The organism is Magnetospirillum sp. LM-5, from assembly GCF_902729445.1.
Lineage (GTDB): Bacteria > Pseudomonadota > Alphaproteobacteria > Rhodospirillales > Magnetospirillaceae > Magnetospirillum.
The window spans coordinates 1-18,962 of the sequence record NZ_CACVCE010000040.1 but is presented as its reverse complement, the minus strand read 5'-3'; the positions used below and the strand labels follow the sequence as shown (position 1 = coordinate 18,962).

Genomic DNA, 18,962 nt, shown 5'->3' with positions numbered 1-18,962 from the left:
TACCTGGGCGGAATCGATGTCTATCAGGCCGCAGCCATAAAATTGCTGGCTCTGACAGGATGTCGGGCGGGTGAAATTCTGACCCTGCAATGGACAAACGTGCAATTGGACCTTCGTCGCCTCGTCATCGATCGGCACAAAACAGATCGGCGCGGCCCCAAAGTTGTTCCGCTGAATTTTCGGGCCACCGACGTGTTGGAAAACCTCCCCAGGGTCGTCGGAAATCCATTCGTGATCATCGGCAAAGGCGGAATCAACCACCTGATAAATCTACAGAAGCCCTGGAAACGAGTCCTGGCCGAGGCCGAATTGACGGATGTGCGCATTCACGATTTGCGTCACAGCTTTGCCAGCTTCGCCGTCTCCGCCGGCTTGTCCCTGCCCCTGATCGGGGGCCTTCTGGGCCACCACAGCCCCCAAAGCACGGCCCGCTACGCACATCTGGCAGCGGATCCCTTGCACGCGGCATCGAACAAAATCGCCGAAACAATCCCCATGAAAGGCGTCATAAAATGCAAATAAGACTGCAATTCATGCTGCAGCAACTGGCGGCTGAGAATGACATCAAGGACAGCAACGGCTGGCCACTGCTCCATAGATATCTTCTTTGGCTTCTTAACTCGGCAGGAATTTCCCCGTCAGATGCAAGCTGCCCACTTTTTTGGAATATCGGCCCAGGCACATCAGAACGTGATTTCCACGGTCTGAACATGAGTGTCGTCATTGACCGTCTTGCCTGCATTCATGGTTATTTCGACGGCAAGAGAAACCAGCTCGAACGATTAACATGCATTATGAACAACCTTGATTCGATTGCGCGGGCCTCATCAACACACGCTTTTCTCGAGAACCTGATGACAACGTCAGAATTCGCCATCCGCTTCATCCTGACCTGCAGTCCACGGCTCAAAATTCCGCCCCAAGTCATGACCTCCCCCGGACGCAAGAAGGATTCTAATTCCAAGGCTCTTGCCATTGAGCAGTTTCTGATCCTTCACCGCACAGGGACTCGCTTTCCAGAGAAGGGCGGGTTAAACGCCGCAGCCCGGGTTGTTTATGAAATGGTGGGCGGCCGCATCGAGTTGGATAGCATCTGCAGACACATCGCCAAATCATTCCATGAGGCTTACGGCAGATAGAAAATCGACGCCCCAGGAATTCCAGGAATTAAACCATGAATTCCTGGAATTCGGTTGTTGGACAAAATCGGAGAGCCAAGAGCTTGAATGTCGGCGTGTTTTGTGCAGGAGCGCACCATGCCGAAGAAGTTTCCGACCATTGAAAGCTTATTCACCAGCAACCCCGATTGGCTGCTTGGAGCAATCACGACAGAGGCCGCTTCGGATCTGCTCTCGATCCCGACCGCCACCTTGACCACATGGAGGTCTCGCAAATCATCCGGCCCACGCTTCGTCCGCATTCCTCGCACCCGGATCATCCGTTACATTCGTGTGGACCTGTACCGGTGGCTGTTTGAAGGTGGCCTGCTGGACCACAATGGCGGGATGCCGATCCCGGTTTCCATCCCCGACATCCTTGGGAAGCAGACGGGAAGCTTGAGTTCTCATTTGTCCGAGAACTCCGTCATGCTCCAACAAACACAAACCGCCGACGGCGCGCGGACTGAAACAGCCTCCGACAACGTCAAGCACGCGCCAGCAAATAGCCGGCCATCAAACTCACCCCGTGGAAACAGGGGGCGCTGAAATGAGAAAATCCATCCGACTGGATGTGCGCATTACTGCCGAGCTCGCACAAGGAATCGAAACAACAAGAAAGCAGCAGAAAATGCGCGATAAAAGCCGCGCGACGCGTCACCTTTTGGACATCGGGCTGGCCCGCAACTGCGTATTGCCCTGGGATCCTAAATTCCAACGAATCCTGATAGATTTGGAGCGGGTTGCGAGCGCCTTGCAGCGGGGACTGGCCCACAATGCCATTCCATCTGATGCTGTCGATTCCGCCCACGTTATTGTCGCGGAAGTCGTCAGAATCCTGGACGAACGCCAGGCATGACTGTCACCCATGCCGTTCAACCAGATTTGCCATACCAAAGCCCTCGACCTTATTTCGCAAATTGAACAGGGCCTGGCAGCTATCGCCCCTGCCCGCGCCCGCGCCGACCGACCGGCCGCGGGCGAGCGTGGCCGGGGCTGTCGCCGCCACGGTCGATGCTGATTTCGGCCTGGGCCGCGGGCAAGATCGGGGCCGGGGCGGCGCCGTCTCCCGTGGCGGCCGAAAGGGGGGCCGCGGCTGGGATGAGAACCCGCAAAGGACCTTCGTCGGGCCGCATGACCGGGACATCCAGACCATGGCGTGCCGCCGCCACGATGCGCCGCGCCAGCCCTCCCGCCTCGAAATGGGTGGCGGTCCACTGGGCTAGCCGGACCAGGCTGCGGACCAGTCTGACCCGGTCGCGAGCGACCCGGCGGCGCCAGCGCAGTTCCGCCACGGCATCGGCGATGTCCGGGCGCTGGGTCCCCGGCCCAAAGGGCCGCCGCAGCGGAAGGTCCTTCACCGCAGCGACCGCCCGGTCGATGGCGGCAGGGGTCACGGCCAAGGTCGTGCCGAAGACCTCGGGGCGATGGCGCAGAACCCACAATGCCAACCCGCCATTGGGACGCGGACCAGGAGACAGCGCCAAATCCAGCCATGATCGCAAGGCGGCGGCCGGATCACGATACACCACCGCCAAGGCCTGATGCGCGGGCTGAGCGATCGGCGGAATTTCCGGCAGCATTGGTGCCGGCAGCAACCGCCGCCACCATGGACGGCGCTCACCGTCCGGGGCGTGGCCGGATTGCATGTGCCGCAACCACGACGTCCCGTGCGACGCCAGCCAGGACGGCGCGCGCCGGGCCAGGTCTCCCTGCCCCTGCCAACGGGTCGGCCAGCGCAGCGGCTCTTGGCCGCCCATGATCCGCCGGCGCAGGTCGCTGCGATCCTCCCGCCGCGAGGCCTGATGCGGCAAGCCGGCCAGGGTCAGCGATTCGGCGAAGCAGGTCCGCATGGCGTCGAGGGCCAGCCCCTGGCGGTCGAACCGCAGCCGCCGCCCCAAGCGGGACAAGGCCAGAACCACCACATGGACATGAGGATGCCCGGGCGTATCCTCGTGCAGGCCCCACAGCACCCGGTAGCCATCGGCGGTGAACAGCGCATCGACGGTGCGATGGGTGGCGCGCATCAGCGCCGCGCGTCGTTCCTCGGCCGGCATGGTGGCCGCCCCCTGCGGCACCGACCACACCAGATGCCAACACCGGATCAGGCGCAACCGGCGGCGGATCGGCAGGTCGGCCCCCAGATCCGGCCGCTCGCGCGCCGCCTTCGCCAGATTGTCCCGGTCCGGGGGAACGTGCCAATCCTCGAACGCCATTCTCGGATCGACCGCGCGGCCATATTCGTCGAACATCGGCACCGGCTGGGGATCGCTCAGGCGCAGCCGGGCGACATAGCGGACGCAGGCCCACACCCCACCCCGATCCTTGCGCGACCCCGCCACCTTGGTCACCACCTGAGGACCCGATCGGGACGACCAGTTCCGCTCCACCACCCGCCCGCGCCACGCCACGGCTGTCAGTTCGGCCGGTTTCGGCCTCGGCCGGCGGCCGCGAGCGAACAGCGCCCGCACCACCGCCTCGTCGTCGGCCACCACCAGCCGGCCCAGCCGGTGGCGCCACCATTCCTCGGGATCGTCGGGCGTGCGTGTCGTCATGGCCCCAGCGTAACGCGCGGCCAGGCCAAAGTCTGTCCGACAAACCTATATCTAAAGCCTGGGCATTCTTGCCATTTTTTGCCATTTCCCCTATCATCGCCGCCATGGGAACGATGAACATCTCCTTGCCGGACACGCTGAAAACCTTCGTCGATGAGCAGGTCTCGGCGCGCGGCTACGGCACCAGCAGCGAATATGTGCGCGCGCTGATCCGCAAGGACCAGGACCGCCAGAATCTGCGCCACCTGCTGCTGCTTGGGGCCGAATCACCGCCGGCCGCACCGGCCGACGAGACGTTCTTTCAGGCCCTGCGGCTTCGCGCCCGGTGACCGACAAGCCGGTCATTCCCCGCCAGTTGGCGCATGACGATATCCTGAACGCCGTCGATCATTATCGTGACCAGGCCGGCCCCAGAGTGGCCCAAACCTTCATCGACGCCCTGCAGCAGGCCTTCCGCCACATCGCCCGCCACCCCGCCGCCGGCACAGCCCGCCTTGCCCACGAGCTGGACCTGCCGGGCCTGCGGGCCTGGCCGATCCGCCGCCATCCTTATTGGATCTTCTACCACGAGGCCGCCGACCATATCGACGTCTGGCGCGTCCTGCACGGCAGCCGCGATATTCCGGCATCGCTGCAGGAGCCTGGGGCGTAGGGGCTGGGTTTAAGCGCTCGCCAGCCTGACGCCGGGACCTTTGCCGCCGGCGGGGGCGATGAATTCCACGCCGCCATTCTCCAGCGCCGTCTTCACCGCCAGGACGGTGCTGACGCGCGGGTCCCCGCTCCCGGCTTCAAGCCGCTTCATAGCCGCAACCGAGATCACCGCCCGATCGGCCAACTCCTGTTGGCTCCACCCGAGCAGTGCCCTTGCCGCACGAATTTGGCGCATGGAAATCATGGCGCCGATTCATGCCGCCCCAGAACAATCGGGGATAGCGAAAGCGATTTTTTATCGCTTTTATGCGCCATTACGGCTATTTGTCGGACATCTGATCGCCACTCTCGACTACGAACACCCTCCCGGCATGCGCATCCTCGTCGCCATTCCCCATTTCTACCGAGCGGGCCCGGTCAGGGCGTTGCACGCCTCGGGCCGGGCGGTGGCTCGGGACACCAGGCGGCGGGCCTTGGCTCGTTCGATCCTGCAACTGAAGGGCCTGTTTGGCGACGGCGTTGCCTTTGGCGCCAACTATGCCGATCGTCGGCTTGAAACGGTCCCGGCGGCGATGGGCGGGATCGACGTCGCCCTCGTCACCGACGGGCGCAACCATCTGATCGACGGACTGAACATTCCGCCGGGCTGGTTCCACCATCTGGCGGTACCTGGGGATCCCCGGCATCTGGGCTTCGCCTGTCACCGCTTCCTGGCCGAAAACGCGTCGGGTTACGATTTCGTGGCCTATGTCGAGGACGACATCCTGATCCACGATCCGCTGTTCTTCCACAAATTGAGCCTGTTCAACCAGGCCGCCGGCAATCCACGCGCTCTGCTGGTTCCGCACCGTTTCGAAGTCCCGATCGATTTGCCGCAGGCCTCGTCGGTCGGAGCCGCGCGAATCTATCCCGACCTGAGCGCGGTTACCGCCAGCGCCCCCCACGATCCACAGCGTCTGACGATCAATTGGCTGGGCCGCCCGGCCGTTCTCGAGGTGGCCCGCAATGTCCATTCGGGCTGCTGGGCCCTGACCCGCGACCAGATGGCCTTGTTCGTTGCCAATCCGACCTACCAGCAGACCGAGCCGGTCTGGGTCACCCCCTTGGATATGGCCGCCAGCTACACCATTCGGGCCGCGTTCCGGGTATTCAAGCCGACGGCGGACAGCGTGTTCTATCTCGAGGTCGAACACGCGTCGCCGCTGGTCGCCAGCCAGATCGACGGTCGTGAGGCCGATGGCCGCCCGCGTTGGCGACCGCAAGAGGTGCCCAAGGCCGGATGACACGAGAAACAAGCCGAGCACGACCACATTTCGGAGGCAAGCATGACCGAGGAAACCGAATCGCCCATGGTGAGCCCGGAGACATCGACACCGCTGGACCAGCCGGTGCGCCCCGGCCAGTTGTTTCCGATCCTGGCCGTGCCGCTGCGGACCTGCGTGCCGACGCCGCACATTCCGGCGGGCACGGTGGCGAGACCGTTGACCGAGGAGGAACGGTGGAGCTCAGTCACCACCTTTTGAACCGGTTCGCATAAGGGCTACCACACCAGGCGAAGCCCGGCGATTTGTCCGACAAATTGCTATACCTGCTGAATGACCATGGGGTGTGAACACCGCACGAAACCGGCCGGCACGGCAAGGGGCTTGTGACTTTTCAGGAAATCCATGCCGGCCGGCCGTGACTTCACCCGAAAGGGGCGTGTCAAAGGCGGAATTGGGTGTGTCGAGGTTGGAAAACGGTGTGACTGATTTGGAATCGGGCGTGTCAATGACGCCGTCCAGGTAGCCCGCTGGCAGATCACCAATTCCCTGCGCCATGCCCGCGAGGTGACCGGCGATAACAGCATTCTCGATCCCAACCGCAAGACGTTGGGAGCCGTCGCCAAGCCATCCTCGAACGCCAGATATCGACCAACAGCAGCGCCCCCCGACTGGTCACGTCCCACCGAGTTCTCTAATCGCGCCTGTCAAGCCCTCTCGCCTAAGTCACCGCCGGGCTCATGATTCTCTACGTGGTCGGGGTCACCGCCACAGCAAGGCCTTGGATGGCTGGAGCGGGTCAATGTGGTGTCCGCGTTGGTCCTGCGATCGGTGCAGGGACAGCATCGGAGGGAACGACCTTGCTCTGGCCTTCGTCCCGGCGGGGACGAACTCGTCGGGTGCGGAGCGCCCCCGATACTATATGCGGCGGCCGCCTGCGTTCCGGGCCGAAACTCGGTTCCGTCGATCCACATGCGGTGGAGGATGCCGGCCATCTTGCGCGCGACGGCGACTTTGGCCTTCTTGAAGCCGGACCGCTTGGCGATCTTCAGCCCCCATTCCCGAAGGGCTGATGCCCGCGAAATCCTGGTGAGCAAGACATTGGCCGCCTCGTAAAGGTGGGTTCGGGGATCGCGGTCGCCGCACTTGGAGATCCGCCCGGAGCGGTCAATTTCACCCGATGCGTAGCGGCGCGGCGTCGGGCCGAAATATGCCCCCACGTTGGCAGACTTGGCGAAGCGGGTCGGGTCGTCGATAGCCGACCAAATCGACAAGGCCACCACGGCGCCGACCCCCGGCATGGTCATGAAGCGACGGCACACCTCGGATGCCTTGGCCTGTTTCATCACCTCACGGTCAAGGGTCAGGATGCGCCGGCAAATATCCTCGCGAGCGGCAAGCAGGGTTTCCATCAGGCGCGCCAATTCCGGGCTATCGATCAGGTCGCCGGCTACGATTTCCGCTGCCCGTTTACGGAAGCCACCGACCGCCTTGCCGAAAAGGACGCCGAAGGTCTTCTGCAAGCCACGGACCTGGTTGTCGATGTCGCCACGCATGCTGACCAGCAGCCCGCGCGACACCAACAACGCTCGCACCAGATGGCTTGGCGCCGACTTGACATGCACTGCCCGAAACCAGCCCGTCCGCATGATCTGCGCCAGACCAACGTCGATCTTCGGTAGGGTTTGGTTGCGAACGTCAGCCACCACCCATCAGATTAAATCCGCGGACGACCTCGACAAGATGGTCGGCATTGACCGGCTTGGAAATGAAGGCGCTGCAGCCGGCGCGATAGGCGGCGTCGTAATCAGCCGCGGAATCCAAGGCGGTGACGGCGATGATCGGAAGCTTTTGGGTGGCGGATTCACGGCGCAACCGCTCTGCCACGCAATAGCCGTCCATTCCCGGCAGATTCATGTCCAAGATGACAAGGTCGGGAATATCCGTGACGATTTGATCCAAGCCGGTTTGACCATCCAATGCGAAGCGGACGTTATCGCCATTGTCTTCCAGGATGTTGGCCAGGAACTCGACCATGACCTTGTCGTCATCGATCACAAAAATGTCTGCCATGACCGTGTCTTTCTCGTCGTTATCCCATTGGTGACCGCGGCCCCTGTTCCGGCAGAGACCTTGCAGCCAGGGGCTTAGGCGGCTTCGGTTGCGACGAAGGCAACCGCCAGTCCGCTTTCGAAACCGAAGAACCGGTCAAGCCCCGTGATCGTCAGGACTGATCGGACGAAGCCATCGGGACAGATCAGTTTGATGCCGACCTGGTGGGCGCGGGCATGCTTGAGCGCCAGGACCAAAACCCTGAGACCGGAACTGCTGATATAGGTCAGGTTGGTGCAGTCGATCACGACGGTCCGGTCGGCGCCGTCGATGACGTCCAGCACGGTCCGCTCGAAAGCGGGAATGGCAGAGCCGGCAACACGGCCCCGTACCGACACGGTGGTGGCCTGGTCATATTGGTGAATGGCAACGTCGATGGTCATGGGGGGCCTCGTTTGGCATGACGTCTCTTCCCGGATTCAACCTCTTCAGGCCGATCGGGGAATAGCTATGGATATCCATAGACTGCCAACCTGTGCGGAACCCTATACAGTACGCATAGAACGCCCGTCCCCCCCGGCCATGGAAGTCAACCGATGGAAACCAGCACCCGCATCCTCGTCGTCGAAGATTCCAAGTTCTTCAGCAACATCGTCAAAAAATCGGTGATCGAGCGAACCGGCGCCACGGTGGTTACGGCCTTGTCGCTGGCGGAAACCAAGGCGGCTGTCGAACGGGCCGATGCTCCGTTCAATCTGGCCCTGGTCGATGTGATCTTGCCCGATTGCCAGGAAGGCGAGGCCATTGACTGGCTGCTGAAGCAAGGGGTGCCCTGCATCGTCTTCACCGGGGTGTTTTCCGACGATCTGCGCGAACGCCTGCTGGCCCAAAACGTCATCGACTATGTGGTCAAAGGCAATCCGTCGAGCCTGGAGCATTTGATGCGGCTGGTGGAACGCATCCATCGCAACCGGGACACCAAGATTTTAGTGGTCGATGATTCCAAGACGGCGCGCCACTACCTTGTCGATCTCTTGACCAGCTATCAGTTTCAGGTCGTGACGGCGGAAAACGGTCGGGAAGGTCTGGCCGCATTGGATGCCGACCCTGGCATCCGCATGGTTATCACCGACTATCACATGCCGGAAATGGACGGCGTCGAGATGGTCAAGCGTATCCGCCAGAACTACGACCAAGATCGGCTGGCCATCATTGGCATATCGTCAGGCGGCGGCAACGCGCTTTCGGCCAGGTTCATTAAGTTCGGCGCCAACGACTACATCAACAAGCCGTTCCTGCGCGAGGAGTTCTTCTGCCGCGTCACACAGAACATCCAGATGCTGGAATTGGTGCAGCGATTGAGTGACATGGCGACCAAGGATGCCCTGACCGGTATCCACAATCGCCGATTCCTGTTCGAAGCCGGCGAGTCCCTGTTCGCCAACGCCAAACGCAGCCACCTGACGTTGACGGCGGCGATGCTCGACGTCGATTTCTTCAAAAAGGTCAACGACACCTATGGCCACGACGGCGGGGACGTTGTGTTGAAGCGCGTTGCGGCGCGTTTGCGCAGTCAGTGCCGTCAGACCGACATCGTTGCCCGTTTCGGCGGCGAGGAATTCGCGATCTTGTCGGTCAACATGGATGCCGACAGCATAGAACCGTTCTTTGAATCCCTTCGCAAGGCGATCGAGGACGAAGTGATCTCGCTGGGCCTTCAACGCATCAAGGTGACGGCAAGTTTTGGCGTCTGCGCAACGACCGGCACCAACCTCGCCGAGATGCTGAAGACCGCCGACGAAATGCTTTACCGCGCCAAGGCCAATGGCCGCAACCGGGTCGAGATTGCGGGCCTGGCGGACCCGACCCTTCAGACCACAGCAGCCAGCTGACCACACCCTATGGATTTCCATAGGGTGGCCGTTCGGCACCGTGTCCCCCTGAACGCTATGAAACGGAACATTCCAGATGAGCTTTCATGCCTATTCAGCAGAAGCACGCACGGAATTTCGCATCAATCCCGATGGGAAGATCTTGGCCTGCAACACCCAAGGGGTGGTTTGCTCGGCCGGTATGGACGCCCTGGCCGATAAGGAATGGATATCAGACGTCATCGGCAGCGCCAATGCGGTGGACCTGATGCTGAGTTGTCTGACCAATGGTTACGCCATTCGCCAGGTTCGTGTGGCTGGGTTTTCTTCCGAATCCGTCCGTTGTCTCATGATGATGGCCCCGGATCATTGGGCCATCACTTGCGTGATCTATCACAAGAACAATGGCGCCCAGGCGCATCCTGTTGTTCCAGCCTGGTCAGATCATGAAACATATATGGATTACCTTGTCGCACGCTGAATGCCCTGGCTGACAGTCGATGCCTCTTATCGGAATATGATCGAAATGCCCGATACCCTTCTCGACATCAGGACAACATTGTTGCTGCTGATCATCGGCAACATTGTCGCTGTTTTCATATTGCTCTCGTACAGCCACGCTGGAAGGCGGGAGAGCCGGCATATTCATTTCCTCATCGGGACGACGATGCAGGTCGTCTGCTACACGCTCTTTTATTTGCGGGGAATCTTACCCTTTTGGGTGACATCCGATATCGCGAATGGATTGATGTTCGCTGGATTTATCATTCAAGGGCGGGCCGTCATCGGCCCCGAGGCTATATCTGGGCGCTTGCTGACTGTCATGGTGGCGGCCGCCCTGTGCGGCAGCGTCTATATCTCGGTTTTCACCCAGACCTCGAGCCAGCGGATCGTACCGGCGTCGGCCGTCATGGCGGTGGTATTCGGAACCTTGACGGTGGCGATGCTTGGCAGTGCCGGCCGGTCCCGATTACGCCGGCTGCTGGGGGCGATGTACGGTGCGATCACCCTGATTCTCGTGGTGCGTACCGTGGTTGCGCTGACCAATCCCGGAGAAATCAGCCTGTTGTCGGGCACTGTGGTGCAAAGTTTGACCTATGGCGCGATCTTCCTGCTGATGCTGCTGGGCTGCGGCGGTTTTCCGCTGCTGTTGAAAGAACGCGACGATCAGGAACTGCGCGACGCCTATCGCAGTTTGAGCGAGGCCACCAAGGCGGCCGAAGCGGCCAATCGGTCGAAATCGGACTTTCTGGCCAACATGAGCCATGAAATCCGCACCCCGATGAACGCCATCATCGGCATGACCTATCTGGCGGCGCGAACGGAACTGAACCCGAAACAGCACGGATATCTCGACAAGATCGGCACCGCCGCGCATTCGCTTCTGGGCATCATCAACGACATTCTGGACGTCTCGAAGATCGAGGCCGGTAAGCTGGAACTGGAAAACGCCGCCTTTTCGCTGGACGAAACCCTGCGCAATCTTTCCGACCTGGTTGCCAGCAAGCTGGATCAGCGAGATATCGAGGTGGTGTTTTCGGTGTCGCCCTCGATGCCACACGCCTTGGTCGGAGACCAATTGCGGCTGGGCCAAGTGCTTACCAATCTCTTGGCCAATGCAGTGAAGTTCACGGAAGCTGGCGAGATCGTCGTTTCGGTGACGCCCGAAGACGCTGACGACCAGGCTGTCACCGTGCGTTTTGACGTCAAGGATACGGGAATCGGCATGACACCGGATCAGGTGTCTGGCCTGTTCCAACAGTTCGCACAGGCAGATTCCTCCATCACCCGCAAATATGGCGGTACCGGCCTGGGACTGGCCATCAGCCGCCAACTGGTCGAAATGATGGGGGGGCGTATCTGGGTGGAAAGCACGCCAGGCCAGGGCAGCACCTTCAGCTTCACCGTCCGTCTGGGGATCGCCGATGATGCCCAGCTGTTCCCCCCCTTGCGCGACGGATTGGCCGGCAAGCGGGTCCTGGTGGTCGATGACAGCGAAACGGCACGCGAAGCGCTGGCGGCCATGCTGGACGTCAATGGCCTGTCGGTCACCACCGCCGGTTCGGGCAAGGAGGCTCTGTCCATCCTGGCCCAGGCATCCGAGCCGTTCGATCTGGTCTTGATGGATTGGCGGATGCCGGGAATGGACGGCATCGAGGTGTCCCGGCACATCAAGGACGATCAGAAACTCGCGCGGACTCCCGCCATCTTGATGGTGACGGCCTTTGGCCGCGAGTTGGCCCTGAGCAAGACCGAGCAGCACCACCTGGACGGCTTCCTTGTGAAGCCGGTCGCCGAGCAGGTCCTGCTGGATACCGTCGCCGAAATCTTGGGTGATGCCAGCTCGACCGATAAAGGCCCCGATCGCGTCCATACCGCTTTACCGCAGGCCGAGGGGCGAGTTCTGCTGGTCGAAGACAATGCCCTGAACCGGATGCTTGCCGTGGAATTGTTGAGCGACATGGGCTTCACCGTCGATGTCGCCGTCAATGGCAAGGAAGGGGTTGAACGCGCTTTGGCCGAACCGTTCGATCTGGTGCTGATGGACATCCAGATGCCCGAGATGGACGGCCTGACCGCAACCCGCCTGATCCGTGCCGATGAACGCCTGAAGGACCTGCCGATCATCGCCATGACCGCCCACGCCATGAGCGGAGACCGCGAGAAAAGCCTTGAGGCGGGCATGAATGACCACCTGTCGAAACCCATCGATCCAGCGAAACTGACTTCGATGCTGGGCCGCTGGGTGAAGGTGGCGAACCCGGGTGCAAGCAAGATTGAGCCTATTGCCGATGGGCTACCGGCCCAGTTGCTGCCATTCGACATGAAGGCGGCGTTGGCGAGAACCAATGGCAAGGCGAAATTGTTGCGGACCATGATCGTCGGCTTCCATGAGGAATATGCCGGCGCCATAGACCAACTGCGCCGGCTGATCGCCGAGGGCCGGACTGGCGAGGCGGAGCGATTAGTTCACTCGATGAAAAGCATCGCCTGGACATTGGGCGCCGAAAATCTTGCTGGAAGCGCTATCGCTTTGGAACAGTCCCTTCGCGAGGGGTTCTACGCGGATTTGGAAATCCTGCTATCCGGGCTTGAACGAGAGCTGGCTCCTGCCCTGGCCTCGGCCGCCACCTTGCTGGGTGAGCCCCAGGTTCGCGCGGAAACGGCGGGTCCGCAGCCGGAACATTGATCGGCTCGACAGTGTAGGTTAGCGTTGTCACTCCATGGAATGCCCACACATGACCAGAGATTCCCAATTGCCCATTCCTGCGCTGCCCAGTGATTTTCTGCTCCAGTATCGCGATGATGCCCGTGATAAGCTTGCGGCGATCAGGGCGGCGGATCGGACGCCCATGGGCCGCAACGAGATCGGTCGGTTGGCTCACAGCTTGAAATCGACCTCGTTCCTGCTGGGCTATCAGTCCGCGGCCGAATGCGCCAGGCGTCTGGAATTGGCCGCGGAAGCGGCGGCACCTTCCAAGATATCATCCCTGATCGAGGATCTGGCACAGTCGCTTGTTCCCATTTTCCAGGATGATTCCGCCACCAGTTTCAGGCCGTGAAGGACATGTCGCCCATTTTCCTGGACATCAGAACGACCCTGCTGCTGTTGATTGTTGGCAATGTCGTGACAGTGTTCATCCAGCTTGCCTATAGCCCGGGCAAAAAAAGGGAAGAACGGCACGTTCACTTTCTGATCGGCACCATGCTGCAGATCACTTGCTGGCTTCTATTCTTCTTTCGCGACCATATCCCGTTGTGGCTGTCGTCCCACGTCGCCAACCCCCTGATGTTCTTCGGCTTCATCCTTCAGGGACGGGCGGTCATCGGCCCAGAATTGGTGTCGCGCCGCATGCTGGCCATCATGGTCACAGCCGCAGTCTGTGGCGGCGCCTACTTGTTCATCTTTACGCCATCCGCGGGGTATCGGGTCATCAGTGGCTCGCTGGCTTTAGCGGTGATTCTTGCCACCTTGACCGTGGCCACCTTGCGCAGTCCCCAAACCTCGCGCCTGCATCGGCTGGTTGGCGGCATGTACGGCCTGATCACGGTGATCTTGCTGGCCCGGGCCGCTGCTGCGACGCAGAACCCTGCGCAATTCAGTCTGATGGCGGCAAACATCTACCAAAGCCTGGCCTACGGCGCCGCGTTTCTGCTGATGCTCGTGGGGTGCGGCGGCTTTCCCCTGCTTTTGAAGCAGCGCGACGATCAAGAATTGCGAGACGCGTATCATCGCCTGACAGAGGCCACCACGGCAGCCGAGGCAGCCAATCAGTCTAAATCGGAATTTCTGGCCAACATGAGCCATGAAATCCGAACCCCGATGAACGCCATCATCGGCATGACCTATCTGGTGGCGCGGACGGATTTGACGCCCAAGCAGCGAAGCTACCTCGACAAGATCGGCATCGCCGCGCATTCGCTGCTGGGCATCATCAACGACATCTTGGACGTCTCGAAGATCGAGGCCGGCAAGCTGGAACTGGAACACGCCCCGTTCTCGCTGGACGAGACATTGCGCAATCTGGGCGACATCGTCGCCGCCAAACTGGAGCAGCGCGATATCGAGGTGATCTTTGCGGTTGCCCCTACCACACCGCACTATCTGATCGGCGACCAATTGCGATTGGGCCAAGTGCTTACCAATCTTCTCACCAACGCCGTGAAATTCACCGAGGCCGGCGAGATCGTCGTTTCGGTGGCACCGGAACAGATGGACGACCGGCATGCGACAGTGCGGTTCGACGTCAAGGATACCGGCATTGGCATGACGACGGATCAGATGGCGGACCTGTTCCAGCCCTTTTCGCAAGCCGATTCCTCCATCACCCGCAAATATGGCGGCACCGGCCTGGGACTGGCCATCAGTCGCCAACTGGTCGAACTGATGGGCGGGCGTATCGGGGTGGAAAGCACCCCCGGCCATGGCAGCACGTTCAGTTTCACCGTCCCCCTGGGCATCGCCGACGACGCCCCGTTAATCCATCCCCTGCGCGACGGGATGGCCGGCAAGCGGGTCCTGGTGGTCGATGACAGCGAGAGCGCCAGAGAAGCTTTGGCGGCCATGCTGGAGTCCAATGGCATGGCGGTCACCACAGCCACCTCGGGCAATGAGGCCTTGACTGTCCTGGCCCAGGGTGCCGAGCCGTTCGATCTGGTCTTGATGGATTGGCGGATGCCCGGAATGGACGGCATCGAAGCATCGCGTCTCATCAAGGAAGCCCAGAACCTATCCCATGTGCCGGCGGTCCTGATGGTGACGGCCTTCGGGCGCGAGTTGGTCCTGGGCGAGACCGAACGGCGCTGTCTGGATGGTTTCCTGGTCAAGCCGGTGTCCGAGCAGATGTTGATGGACACCATCGCCGAAATCCTGAATGGCGATGGCGAGCCAAGGAAGGAGCCCGGTGCTTCGCGCCCCGGCTTGCCCCAGTGCGAGGGCAAGGTTCTGCTGGTCGAGGACAACGCGCTCAACCGCATTTTGGCCGTCGAATTGTTGAACGACATGGGCTTTACCGTCGAAGTCGCCGTCAATGGCAAGGAAGGGGTTGAACGCGCCCTGGCCGAACCGTTCGATCTGGTGCTGATGGACATCCAGATGCCCGAGATGGACGGCCTGACCGCAACCCGCCTGATCCGTGCCGATGAACGCCTGAAGGACCTGCCGATCATCGCCATGACCGCCCACGCTATGAGCGGAGATCGCGAGAAAAGCCTGGAAGCTGGCATGAATGACCACCTCACCAAGCCGATCGACCCGGCAAAACTGTCGGCAACGCTGGGACGTTGGGTCAAGGTGAACTCAGCCCGGGTTGTGACGCCTCCGAAGTCCATCGATGATCTGCCCACGCACCTGCCGCCGTTCGATATGCAAGCGGCGCTGGCCCGGACCAACGGGAAGGCTAAATTGCTTCGCACCATGATCATCGGCTTTCACGCGGAATATGCCGACGCCATCGCCGGCCTGCGGCAAATGATCGTCGAGGGGCGCCTTGACGAGGCCGAACGGCTGGCCCACTCCATGAAAAGCGTGGCATGGGCGCTGGGAGCTGAGGAATTGGCCGACGCCGCCCGTGTCTTCGAGCATGCCTTGCGCGATGGCCAGAGCGCGGCTGAGCTCGCCCCCCTTTCGAGCGGCCTTGAGGCCCGGCTTGCTCCGGCGCTGGCCGCCGCCGCAACCCTTCTGTAGCAGGAACCCCCATGAGCGATATCGTGGTTGTCGATGATGATCGACTGATGATCCAATTAATCGTCTCCGTCCTCGAGGACGAGGGGCATGTCGTGCGCGCAGCCGCCAGCGGCGAGGCCGGACTGGCCGAAATTGCCCGCCAGCGTCCGGATATCCTGGTGCTGGACATGAAAATGCCGGGGATGAGCGGAATTGAAGTGGCGCGCGCCCTGCGTGCGGGAAGCGAAACATGTGCGCTTCCGATTATCGCGCTGAGTGGGAGCGAGTCCGCCCAAGAGGAAGCCGAGGCCCTGTCGGCGGGCTGCACCGTTTTCGTACAGAAACGAGACTTGTCACGACTGATCAAAGTAGCCCAAGATATCTTATGATGTTCACCATAACCGCTTTATGTTCATCGTATAAATAAGATCACCCCTTGTGTCGTCACTCTTGAATACGAGATTCGCGTGCGCTTCCTGATCGCCGATGACCATCCTTTGTACCGCCAGGCGCTAAAAGCGATTTTGTCGTCGTTATATGGTTCCGAAGCCGAGATCGAAGAGGCTTGCGACTACGACCAGATGTGCCGGCTGGTCGCCCAGGTGCGCTACGATGTGATCTTGACCGATCTTTTGATGCCGGGCGGCGGCAATCTTTCCGGCTTGGTGTCCCTGATCGGCAAGGCACAGGGCGCCCGGGTCATCGTCGTTTCCGGCGTCGAGAACTCCGACCTGATCGGGCGCGTCAAATCTTCGGGGGTCGCCGGTTTCGTGGCCAAAACCCAACCAGCGGATGAAATAGCCGACGCCATCAAACTCATTCTTGACGGCCAGGCCGCAAGCGCGCCGCATCAATCGGCGCCAAAGGACCTGAGCCCACGCGAACGGGAAAGCCTTTTGCTGCTGTCCCAAGGGCTTCGCAACGACATGATCGCCCACCGCCTGAACGTCAGCGTACCTACGGTCGAGTTGCATCTTGCCAATGCCCGGCGGAAGTTGGGGGCGGCCACCCGCGAACAGGCGATCGCCACGGCGGTTCTTCTGGGCCTGCTAGATTCCTGATCCGATTTGCGAAGGCTATGGGTTTCCATAGCTTGTCCCCTGCCGCTCGGCTGGGCTTAGATCGTGGGGACACATGCGGCCGATAGGGCCCATGCCTGCTATCGACGGAGCTTGCAGGACATGACGCGAGACAATGCCGATGGCACCGATGCCGGTGCCGCCACGCTTGCCCCGGTATCTGCCGCGCTGGTCCGCCTTGCCGCCGAGGCGATGCGCTTTCATGACGTTCTCGCCCGTCCGGTTCCGCCAGCGCAGCCGGGTTACGCCCCCGCTGCCGAAAGTGGCTCGGGAGGTGACCATGCCGCTTGAGCCCGCCGACATTGTTCTCGATCAGATTTTTTTCAGAGCGGGCACCAAATACCCAACACCACTTCGCGTCACCCGGATTTTCACGGCCCGCGATGGCGTCGAGCATGTGCAACTGAGCCGCTCGCACTCGTACCGCGATACCATAACCGTTTCCATGGTCACCTTGCTGGACCCGACATTCTTTGTCGCGGCGCCCAAAGGGAAGTGATCAACAGAACACCGGATAGAATCACCTGATCGGTCGCTATGGTTTGACGAGCGTCAAAGTGTTATATCTCGCTTTCGTATGGAGTAGCTTGTGACCTGTTCCCCGGCTTGATCCCGTTCAGAGGTTGAGTCCTGTCTCCCTGTGATGCCCGAAATGGGCGGTGATGGCAATGTGGGCCGGGGCATGCCCCGGCCCACATTGCGTTTGCGCTCGTGCGGCGGCCTGCGCTGGGGCGATGCCGCCCAGGGCGGTGTGGGGCCGCACATGGTTGTAGTCGTCTTTCCAGTCCGCCAGGACGGCCCGGGCATGGCTTACCGAGCTGAACAGCGTCTCGTTGAGGCATTCATCGCGGAGCTTTCCGTTGAAGCTCTCGACGAAGCCGTTTTGCATGGGCTTGCCCGGCGCGATGTAGTGCCATTCCACCCGATGATCCTGGCTCCAGCGCAGCATGGCCATGCTGGTGAATTCGGTGCCGTTGTCGCTGACGATCATTAGCGGCCTGCCGCGCCGGGCGATCAGACCATCCAACTCCCGGGCGACACGGACACCGGACAGCGAAGTGTCGGCGACCAGCGCCAAGCACTCGCGGGTAAAATCATCCACCACGGCAAAGATGCGGAACCGGCGGCCATCGGTGAAGGCGTCGGACAGGAAGTCCAGAGACCAGCGCTGATTCGGTCCCTGTGGAATCGCCATCGGTGCCCGGCTGCCCAAGGCCAGCTTGCGGCCACGCCTTGGACGCACCGCCAATTTCTCCTCGCGGTACAGCCGCAACAGCTTCTTTCGGTTCATCACCACGCCCTCCCTGGACAGCAGGATGCCCAGGCGTCGAAAGCCGAACCGGCGACGCTCCGCCGCCAATTCGCGCAACCGCGCCCGGATCGGCGCATCGTCTGGACGGCACGACCGATACCGCATCACACGCCGGGAGATCCCGACGATCAAACACGCCCGACGCTCGCTCAGTCCGAACAATTCCCGGACATGGGCGACGACGATCCGCCTGGCGGCGGGCGTCACCATTTTTTTGATGAAATCTCTTTCAAAACAGCGTTGTCGAGCATGGCTTCGGCCAACAGTCTCTTCAGACGGGCGTTCTCGTCCTCAAGCGCCTTCAGACGCCGGGCCTCCGACACGTCCATGCCGCCGTATTTGGCTTTCCACTTATAGAAGGTTGCCTCGGAAACCCCGTGCTTGCGGCAAACATCCGCTGTCTTCGCACCGGCCTCCTGCTCCTTCAGCATGCCGATGATCTGTTCTTCCGTGAACCTGCTGCGCTTCATAAGTCCGTCTCCCTGCTGGGACGGACTCTACCTCAAAGTAGGTACATTTGCGGGGAACAGGTCACGGGTGCGATACACGGTTCTGGCGGTCCGTTCCGTCTTCAGCGACGAGAAGAAGCTCTCCATGGCGGCGTTGTCCCAGACGTTGCCGGATCGGCTCATGGAGCATTGGATGCCCTGGTCGGCCAGCAGGCGCTGGAAGTGGTCGCAGGTCAGGGTCGCAACCGGACTTTCCTTGCGCCAGCCGGCGCGAGCTTGCGGTACGCCGCTTACCCCGTGCTTACCCGGCGTCCGCTGCACATCCGGCGGCAGCAACGACAAAAGCCCGCAACTGTTTCCAGTTACGGGCTTTTTGATTGGTTGCGGGGGCAGGATTTGAACCTGCGG

Annotated in this window: 23 protein-coding genes and 1 pseudogene; 17 read left to right on the top strand and 7 right to left on the bottom strand. The window is 61.2% G+C overall.

Going from position 1 to position 18,962, the window contains the following annotated elements; translation table 11 throughout:
• The 4 genes from MTBLM5_RS13620 to MTBLM5_RS13605 all read left to right on the top strand — a co-directional run.
• Positions 1 to 522 (top strand): site-specific integrase (locus MTBLM5_RS13620; protein WP_173976639.1); only part of this gene is annotated, 522 nt, incomplete at its 5' end.
• A gap of 11 nt (positions 523 to 533) precedes the next feature.
• Positions 534 to 1,139 (top strand): hypothetical protein, encoded by a 606-nt coding sequence (locus tag MTBLM5_RS13615; RefSeq protein WP_173976638.1) that lies wholly within the window; start codon positions 534 to 536, stop codon positions 1,137 to 1,139.
• A 117-nt stretch (positions 1,140 to 1,256) separates the two neighbouring features.
• Positions 1,257 to 1,706, top strand: coding sequence for a hypothetical protein (locus MTBLM5_RS13610; protein WP_173976637.1), 450 nt, complete (start codon positions 1,257 to 1,259; stop codon positions 1,704 to 1,706).
• A gap of 1 nt (position 1,707) precedes the next feature.
• Positions 1,708 to 2,016, top strand: coding sequence for a hypothetical protein (locus MTBLM5_RS13605; protein ID WP_173976636.1), 309 nt, complete (start codon positions 1,708 to 1,710; stop codon positions 2,014 to 2,016).
• 79 nt (positions 2,017 to 2,095) lie between these two features.
• On the opposite strand, the gene MTBLM5_RS13600 is transcribed toward MTBLM5_RS13605, so the two are convergent.
• A complete protein-coding gene (locus MTBLM5_RS13600) occupies positions 2,096 to 3,712 on the bottom strand; it encodes a hypothetical protein (protein WP_173976635.1) in 1,617 nt (538 codons plus the stop codon).
• A 113-nt stretch (positions 3,713 to 3,825) separates the two neighbouring features.
• Between MTBLM5_RS13600 and MTBLM5_RS13595 the strand changes: the two genes are divergently transcribed.
• The gene (locus MTBLM5_RS13595) at positions 3,826 to 4,041 is read left to right on the top strand and encodes a type II toxin-antitoxin system ParD family antitoxin (RefSeq protein WP_217425031.1); all 216 of its coding nucleotides are present in this window, start codon (positions 3,826 to 3,828) and stop codon (positions 4,039 to 4,041) included.
• Positions 4,038 to 4,364 carry a type II toxin-antitoxin system RelE/ParE family toxin gene (locus MTBLM5_RS13590; RefSeq protein ID WP_173976634.1) on the top strand — a complete coding sequence of 109 codons (327 nt, stop codon included), beginning with the start codon at positions 4,038 to 4,040 and terminating at the stop codon, positions 4,362 to 4,364. Before MTBLM5_RS13595 ends, MTBLM5_RS13590 begins: the two co-directional genes overlap by 4 nt.
• A gap of 9 nt (positions 4,365 to 4,373) precedes the next feature.
• Here MTBLM5_RS13590 and MTBLM5_RS13585 read toward each other — a convergent pair whose 3' ends face one another.
• Positions 4,374 to 4,607, bottom strand: a complete 234-nt coding sequence (locus tag MTBLM5_RS13585) for a helix-turn-helix domain-containing protein (RefSeq protein ID WP_173976633.1) — start codon at positions 4,605 to 4,607, stop codon at positions 4,374 to 4,376.
• Between the two features lie 127 nt (positions 4,608 to 4,734).
• On the opposite strand from MTBLM5_RS13585, the gene MTBLM5_RS13580 reads away from it, so the two are divergent.
• Together MTBLM5_RS13580 and MTBLM5_RS13575 are read left to right on the top strand one after the other, a co-directional pair.
• Positions 4,735 to 5,646, top strand: a complete 912-nt coding sequence (locus MTBLM5_RS13580; protein ID WP_173976632.1) for a hypothetical protein — start codon at positions 4,735 to 4,737, stop codon at positions 5,644 to 5,646.
• A gap of 42 nt (positions 5,647 to 5,688) precedes the next feature.
• Positions 5,689 to 5,886 carry a hypothetical protein gene (locus tag MTBLM5_RS13575; RefSeq protein ID WP_173976631.1) on the top strand — a complete coding sequence of 66 codons (198 nt, stop codon included), beginning with the start codon at positions 5,689 to 5,691 and terminating at the stop codon, positions 5,884 to 5,886.
• 446 nt (positions 5,887 to 6,332) lie between these two features.
• Here the strand turns inward: MTBLM5_RS13575 and MTBLM5_RS13570 are convergent, their stop codons facing one another.
• The 3 genes from MTBLM5_RS13570 to MTBLM5_RS13560 all read right to left on the bottom strand — a co-directional run bounded on the left by MTBLM5_RS13570 (position 6,333) and on the right by MTBLM5_RS13560 (position 8,120).
• Entirely contained in the window at positions 6,333 to 7,331 is a 999-nt protein-coding gene (locus tag MTBLM5_RS13570; RefSeq protein ID WP_173976630.1) for an IS110 family transposase, read from the bottom strand.
• Positions 7,324 to 7,683: a response regulator gene (locus tag MTBLM5_RS13565; protein WP_173976629.1), complete on the bottom strand. Its 360-nt coding sequence runs from the start codon at positions 7,681 to 7,683 to the stop codon at positions 7,324 to 7,326. The genes MTBLM5_RS13570 and MTBLM5_RS13565 overlap by 8 nt, the downstream gene beginning before the upstream one ends.
• 89 nt (positions 7,684 to 7,772) lie before the next feature.
• On the bottom strand, positions 7,773 to 8,120 hold the full coding sequence (locus tag MTBLM5_RS13560) for an STAS domain-containing protein (RefSeq protein WP_173976628.1): 348 nt from the start codon (positions 8,118 to 8,120) through the stop codon (positions 7,773 to 7,775).
• Between the two features lie 153 nt (positions 8,121 to 8,273).
• Here MTBLM5_RS13560 and MTBLM5_RS13555 point away from each other — a divergent pair, with 153 nt between their 5' ends.
• The 9 genes from MTBLM5_RS13555 to MTBLM5_RS13515 all read left to right on the top strand — a co-directional run bounded on the left by MTBLM5_RS13555 (position 8,274) and on the right by MTBLM5_RS13515 (position 17,292).
• Positions 8,274 to 9,569 carry a diguanylate cyclase gene (locus MTBLM5_RS13555; RefSeq protein WP_173976627.1) on the top strand — a complete coding sequence of 432 codons (1,296 nt, stop codon included), beginning with the start codon at positions 8,274 to 8,276 and terminating at the stop codon, positions 9,567 to 9,569.
• Positions 9,570 to 9,645: 76 nt separating this feature from the next.
• On the top strand, positions 9,646 to 10,029 hold the full coding sequence (locus MTBLM5_RS13550; protein WP_173976626.1) for a hypothetical protein: 384 nt from the start codon (positions 9,646 to 9,648) through the stop codon (positions 10,027 to 10,029).
• Between the two features lie 45 nt (positions 10,030 to 10,074).
• Positions 10,075 to 12,738, top strand: a complete 2,664-nt coding sequence (locus tag MTBLM5_RS13545) for a response regulator (protein WP_173976625.1) — start codon at positions 10,075 to 10,077, stop codon at positions 12,736 to 12,738.
• A gap of 49 nt (positions 12,739 to 12,787) precedes the next feature.
• The gene (locus MTBLM5_RS13540; RefSeq protein WP_173976624.1) at positions 12,788 to 13,111 is read left to right on the top strand and encodes an Hpt domain-containing protein; all 324 of its coding nucleotides are present in this window, start codon (positions 12,788 to 12,790) and stop codon (positions 13,109 to 13,111) included.
• A 5-nt stretch (positions 13,112 to 13,116) separates the two neighbouring features.
• Positions 13,117 to 15,735: a hybrid sensor histidine kinase/response regulator gene (locus tag MTBLM5_RS13535; protein ID WP_173976623.1), complete on the top strand. Its 2,619-nt coding sequence runs from the start codon at positions 13,117 to 13,119 to the stop codon at positions 15,733 to 15,735.
• Between the two features lie 11 nt (positions 15,736 to 15,746).
• Entirely contained in the window at positions 15,747 to 16,103 is a 357-nt protein-coding gene (locus tag MTBLM5_RS13530) for a response regulator (protein WP_173976622.1), read from the top strand.
• A gap of 78 nt (positions 16,104 to 16,181) precedes the next feature.
• On the top strand, positions 16,182 to 16,775 hold the full coding sequence (locus MTBLM5_RS13525) for a response regulator transcription factor (RefSeq protein WP_173976621.1): 594 nt from the start codon (positions 16,182 to 16,184) through the stop codon (positions 16,773 to 16,775).
• Between the two features lie 120 nt (positions 16,776 to 16,895).
• Positions 16,896 to 17,084 carry a hypothetical protein gene (locus MTBLM5_RS13520; protein WP_173976620.1) on the top strand — a complete coding sequence of 63 codons (189 nt, stop codon included), beginning with the start codon at positions 16,896 to 16,898 and terminating at the stop codon, positions 17,082 to 17,084.
• The gene (locus MTBLM5_RS13515) at positions 17,074 to 17,292 is read left to right on the top strand and encodes a hypothetical protein (protein ID WP_173976619.1); all 219 of its coding nucleotides are present in this window, start codon (positions 17,074 to 17,076) and stop codon (positions 17,290 to 17,292) included. The genes MTBLM5_RS13520 and MTBLM5_RS13515 overlap by 11 nt, the downstream gene beginning before the upstream one ends.
• Positions 17,293 to 17,409: 117 nt before the next feature.
• Here the strand turns inward: MTBLM5_RS13515 and MTBLM5_RS13510 are convergent.
• Together MTBLM5_RS13510 and MTBLM5_RS19180 are read right to left on the bottom strand one after the other, a co-directional pair.
• A protein-coding gene (locus MTBLM5_RS13510; protein WP_173976618.1) for an IS3 family transposase occupies positions 17,410 to 18,575 on the bottom strand; the annotation gives its coding sequence in 2 pieces (ribosomal slippage) (positions 17,410 to 18,323 and positions 18,323 to 18,575; 1,167 coding nt in all).
• Between the two features lie 27 nt (positions 18,576 to 18,602).
• Positions 18,603 to 18,962, bottom strand: a pseudogene (locus MTBLM5_RS19180) (hypothetical protein); the annotation flags it as partial.

Bases quoted from the DNA above. Each gene is read 5' to 3' on its own strand.
- MTBLM5_RS13615 (WP_173976638.1), top strand. From the start codon at position 534: ATGCTGCAGCAACTGGCGGCTGAGAATGACATCAAGGACAGCAACGGC.
- MTBLM5_RS13610 (WP_173976637.1), top strand. From the start codon at position 1,257: ATGCCGAAGAAGTTTCCGACCATTGAAAGCTTATTCACCAGCAACCCC.
- MTBLM5_RS13605 (WP_173976636.1), top strand. From the start codon at position 1,708: ATGAGAAAATCCATCCGACTGGATGTGCGCATTACTGCCGAGCTCGCA.
- MTBLM5_RS13600 (WP_173976635.1), bottom strand. From the start codon at position 3,712: ATGACGACACGCACGCCCGACGATCCCGAGGAATGGTGGCGCCACCGG.
- MTBLM5_RS13595 (WP_217425031.1), top strand. From the start codon at position 3,826: ATGAACATCTCCTTGCCGGACACGCTGAAAACCTTCGTCGATGAGCAG.
- MTBLM5_RS13585 (WP_173976633.1), bottom strand. From the start codon at position 4,607: ATGATTTCCATGCGCCAAATTCGTGCGGCAAGGGCACTGCTCGGGTGG.
- MTBLM5_RS13580 (WP_173976632.1), top strand. From the start codon at position 4,735: ATGCGCATCCTCGTCGCCATTCCCCATTTCTACCGAGCGGGCCCGGTC.
- MTBLM5_RS13575 (WP_173976631.1), top strand. From the start codon at position 5,689: ATGACCGAGGAAACCGAATCGCCCATGGTGAGCCCGGAGACATCGACA.
- MTBLM5_RS13560 (WP_173976628.1), bottom strand. From the start codon at position 8,120: ATGACCATCGACGTTGCCATTCACCAATATGACCAGGCCACCACCGTG.
- MTBLM5_RS13555 (WP_173976627.1), top strand. From the start codon at position 8,274: ATGGAAACCAGCACCCGCATCCTCGTCGTCGAAGATTCCAAGTTCTTC.
- MTBLM5_RS13550 (WP_173976626.1), top strand. From the start codon at position 9,646: ATGAGCTTTCATGCCTATTCAGCAGAAGCACGCACGGAATTTCGCATC.
- MTBLM5_RS13545 (WP_173976625.1), top strand. From the start codon at position 10,075: ATGCCCGATACCCTTCTCGACATCAGGACAACATTGTTGCTGCTGATC.
- MTBLM5_RS13540 (WP_173976624.1), top strand. From the start codon at position 12,788: ATGACCAGAGATTCCCAATTGCCCATTCCTGCGCTGCCCAGTGATTTT.
- MTBLM5_RS13535 (WP_173976623.1), top strand. From the start codon at position 13,117: ATGTCGCCCATTTTCCTGGACATCAGAACGACCCTGCTGCTGTTGATT.
- MTBLM5_RS13530 (WP_173976622.1), top strand. From the start codon at position 15,747: ATGAGCGATATCGTGGTTGTCGATGATGATCGACTGATGATCCAATTA.
- MTBLM5_RS13520 (WP_173976620.1), top strand. From the start codon at position 16,896: ATGACGCGAGACAATGCCGATGGCACCGATGCCGGTGCCGCCACGCTT.
- MTBLM5_RS13515 (WP_173976619.1), top strand. From the start codon at position 17,074: ATGCCGCTTGAGCCCGCCGACATTGTTCTCGATCAGATTTTTTTCAGA.